5 protein-coding genes and 2 pseudogenes are annotated in these 3,716 nt (G+C 60.8%); 6 read left to right on the top strand and 1 reads right to left on the bottom strand.

The genetic code is table 11. From position 1 onward, the window contains the following. Positions 1-185, bottom strand: a 185-nt coding sequence (locus PV764_RS20230; protein WP_421117427.1) for a transposase zinc-binding domain-containing protein, incomplete at its 3' end; no start/stop codon positions are given. On the opposite strand from PV764_RS20230, the pseudogene PV764_RS20225 reads away from it, so the two are divergent. From PV764_RS20225 to PV764_RS20200, 6 genes and pseudogenes are all read left to right on the top strand, one after another. After that, positions 169-378, top strand: a pseudogene (locus PV764_RS20225) (transposase); the annotation flags it as partial. The gene PV764_RS20230 and the pseudogene PV764_RS20225 overlap by 17 nt on opposite strands. Before the next feature lie 247 nt (positions 379-625). Next, positions 626-1,069 (top strand): peptide-methionine (R)-S-oxide reductase MsrB, encoded by a 444-nt coding sequence (gene msrB / locus PV764_RS20220; protein WP_116089488.1) that lies wholly within the window; start codon positions 626-628, stop codon positions 1,067-1,069. A 1-nt stretch (position 1,070) separates the two neighbouring features. Continuing rightward, positions 1,071-1,610, top strand: coding sequence for a peptide-methionine (S)-S-oxide reductase MsrA (msrA, locus tag PV764_RS20215; RefSeq protein ID WP_164146002.1), 540 nt, complete (start codon positions 1,071-1,073; stop codon positions 1,608-1,610). Positions 1,611-1,742: 132 nt separating this feature from the next. Then, a complete protein-coding gene (locus tag PV764_RS20210; protein WP_164146003.1) occupies positions 1,743-2,447 on the top strand; it encodes a glutathione S-transferase N-terminal domain-containing protein in 705 nt (234 codons plus the stop codon). Beyond that, on the top strand, positions 2,444-3,412 hold the full coding sequence (locus PV764_RS20205) for a magnesium and cobalt transport protein CorA (RefSeq protein ID WP_164146004.1): 969 nt from the start codon (positions 2,444-2,446) through the stop codon (positions 3,410-3,412). Before PV764_RS20210 ends, PV764_RS20205 begins: the two co-directional genes overlap by 4 nt. Before the next feature lie 94 nt (positions 3,413-3,506). After that, a pseudogene (locus PV764_RS20200) lies at positions 3,507-3,716 on the top strand (hypothetical protein); the annotation flags it as partial.

Here is a 3,716-nt window from a genome sequence, read left to right as displayed (position 1 = left end):
TTGCTGGCGAACAGGAAACGCAAGGGGTACGGAAAGCTCAGCACCCATTGCCGCACAGGCCGCGGGCCGAACACCTCGTCCACCAGATGCCGCGCCGACTCGGCCATGCGCCGTGCGCCGCAGCTCGGGCACAGCCCGCGCTTCTTGCAGGAATACGCCACCAGCCTCTCCTTCCTGCGCTGCATCGAACTGCCCGAGGCCATGGCGGACTGGTCGTTGACCAGCCTGCAACTCAAGCTGATCAAGATCGGCGCCCGCGTCGTCCGCCACGCCCGCGCCATTACCTTCCAGTTGGCCGAGGTCGCCGTCACCGGCCCGATGGTGCGGGCCGTCCTTGCCGCCATCCGCCGTCTTCGAACGCCTCCGTCATGCGCATGACCACGATCCATGCCCAAGCTGAACGAAAGCGGCAGGACAGGTCCGTCTGCCGCGCGGAAAAGCGGCTCTGCCGGGCCAGAATGCTGCGGGTTCGAGGCTTGATCCACCCGACTTCGGCCGTTTGCGCGACGACAGACACCGCTCGGGGCGAAAAACGCTTGCCCAGCGAGCAAAATCAGGCGATCTTGAAGTCAAGCGGCAGGCCACTTGGGGAATGTCGGCTCTAGATTAATTATTGGAGACTATCATGAAGTTTGAAAAGTCACAGACAGCAGTTGACCGCCTGACCCCCGAGCAACGCCGGATTACCCAGGAGTCGGGGACCGAAAGGCCCTTCACGGGCGAGCACAACGACAACAAGGAGCCTGGCATCTACGTCGACATAGTGTCGGGCGAGCCGCTGTTCGCTTCAACGGACAAGTTCGATTCGGGTACTGGCTGGCCCAGCTTCACCAAGCCGATCGTTCCGGCAAACGTGAACGAGGTGCGGGACAGCGCACACGGCATGGTCCGGACGGAGGTCAGGTCGGTACATGCCGACAGCCATCTCGGCCACGTGTTCCCAGATGGTCCTTCCGACCGCGGCGGTCTGCGCTACTGCATCAACTCAGCGTCCCTTCGCTTCATCCCGCGCGACGAAATGGAGGCCGAGGGATACGGTGAATATCTCGATCAGGTAGAGGAGGCTTAACATGCATCAGCGCGCTATTCTCGCAGGCGGATGTTTCTGGGGCATGCAGGATCTGATCCGCAAGCGGCCCGGCATCGTCTCGACTCGTGTAGGTTACACTGGCGGCGATGTTCCGAACGCCACTTATCGCAATCACGGCACGCATGCCGAGGCGATCGAGATCGTTTTCGACCCGGCGGTGACGAGCTACCGGAACATCCTGGAATATTTCTTCCAGATCCACGATCCGACGACCAAGAACCGCCAGGGCGGTGATATTGGGCTCTCCTACCGGTCGGGCATCTATTACGTCGACGAGGAGCAGAAGCGCGTCGCCGAGGACACGATCGCCGACGTGGATGCCTCCGGGCTGTGGAAAGGCATAGTGGTCACTGAAGTCGTCCCGGTCGGAGATTTCTGGGAGGCCGAGCCCGACCACCAAGATTATCTGGAGAAACGGCCGGGTGGCTACACATGCCACTTCCCCCGTCCCGACTGGGTTCTTCCGAAGCGGCGTGAGGCCGGCGATATGAGCCCTGCGGCCGGGGCTGCAGCGGAATAAGCTTCGCTGCCGTCCGTGTCGCGTCGATCCGGTTCGCAACCTTCGACGACCGCGTCAATCGACGCGGTCGTCGAACCTGGCCTTGAAGCAGATCATTTCATTCAGCCGCCGTCGCAGTGCCAGGATCCAGATATGACAGACCTCTCCTCCTTTCCCATCACGCAGCGCTGGCCAGCATCTTATCCGGATCGCCTGCAACTATACGCGGCCCCCACGCCCAACGGCGTCAAGGTCTCGATGATGCTGGAGGAGACTGGCCTGCCGTACGAGCCCCACTTCGTCGACATCTCGAACAACGAATCGAAAGATCCAGCGTTCGTGTCGTTGAATCCCAACGGCCGCATACCCGCGATCATCGATCCGGCTGGCCCTGACGGCCAGCCCATTGGCATATGGGAAACCGGTGCGATCCTCGTCTATCTGGCCGAAAAGACTGGCCAGTTCATCTCAACCACACCCACCCAACGATACGAGACTCTGGCCTGGGTGTTCTTTCAAGTGTCCGGCATCGGGCCGACCTTCGGCCAGCTTGGCTTTTTCCTGCGATCTGCTGGCAAGGATTATGAGGACAAGCGGCCTCGGCAGCGCTTTATCGATGAATCCAAGCGTCTTCTCGGGGTCCTAGATCGCCGCCTGGAAGACCGCGAATGGATTGTCGATGATTACTCGATCGCGGACATCGCGACGTTTGGCTGGGTGAATGCGCTGGTTGAATTTTACGCTGCTGGCGACATCCTCGGCCTTAGCAGCTATCCTAACGTCCAGGCATGGGTCGGGCGCGGGCTGGCGCGGCCCGCGGTACAGCGTGGCCTGCGAATTCCTGCGAGGCCTGCATGACCATCATCGCCGCTTATTATTACAACGAAGGCAAGCGAGTCCGGGAAATCGCGCTCGACGAGCGCATTGAACTGGGCGAGAGTCGTTCGGGCTTCTGCTGGATCGCGCTCAGCGAGCCTACCGACGACGAACTTCGCGCGATCCAAACGACGTACAATCTGCATCCGCTGGCAATCGACAACGCGATGCACCCGCTGTGCCCGCCCAAGCTCGAAGTCTACAACGATGAGCTATACATCGTCGCGCAGACCGCCGAACTGGTCGGCGACCGGATCAGCTACGGCAAGATGGCGATCTTCACCGGTCACAATCACCTCATCACCGTGCGGCACGGCAACGCCGGAGCGCTGGGCAAACTTCGGGCGCAACTCGAGGCATCGCCGACGCAGTTCGGCAAGGGTGTCGACTATGTGCTGCATGCGATCCTGCACCGCGTGGTCGACCAGTATCTGCCCATCTTCGAAATGATCGAGGACGACGTCCTGGCCATGGAACGACGGTCGCTGCACGACTTCCTCGGGCCAGAAGAGGTGGCGCGAATCTTCGAACTAAGGTCCGAACTCACGCGGTTCCAGCGCACGCTCGGGGCTATGGCCGAGCTGGTGCGAAAGCTCGTTCGCGGCCACTTTCCCTGCATCAGCGCCGAAATGACACCATATTTCCACGACGTCGCGGACCATGTCCACCGCGTGCAGTCCATGGTCGACGGCCTCCTGCTTGTCCTGTCCACGGTCTTTGAGGCCAGCAGCCTTCTGGAAGCGCAAAGGATCGGGGTGGTCACCCGCCAGCTCGCTGCCTGGGCGGCGATACTCGCAGTCCCGACGGCGATCGCCGGAATATACGGCATGAACTTCAAGAACATGCCGGAACTGAACACGACCTATGGCTACTTCGTCGTGCTCGGGCTGATCGCGGTGTCCAGCCTCATCCTGTTCGTGCGCTTCAAGAAGTCCAAGTGGCTATGAACTCCGCACTCCGCGCTCTTCTCCGTCATCTGATGGACCAAAGCACGACTTGTGCGGAAGCGCGTCCAATCCAACTCGATATGAAAGTGCGCGCATGACATCCGAAGTGACCGACGTTCTAGAAGCAGTCCAGTCGTTCATCGCCAAGGGCTATGACCGCGAATACCGCGTCAAGGACGGCAATCTCGTTGATCTCGAACTTGGATCGATCCTCGACGCGTGCACCATTGGGTATAGGAAGTTCAACCGCCCTTTTTTGCGAGTCTGGCGGGTAGGAAGCGGCCGCGCAAGCGCCGCTTTGGGC

It is taken from the genome of Stenotrophomonas sp. AS1 (assembly GCF_048957655.1).
Classification (GTDB): Bacteria; Pseudomonadota; Gammaproteobacteria; order Xanthomonadales; family Xanthomonadaceae; genus Stenotrophomonas; species Stenotrophomonas bentonitica_A.
The sequence above is the reverse complement of the archived record's forward strand: the minus strand, read 5'-3'. Positions and strand labels throughout refer to the sequence as shown.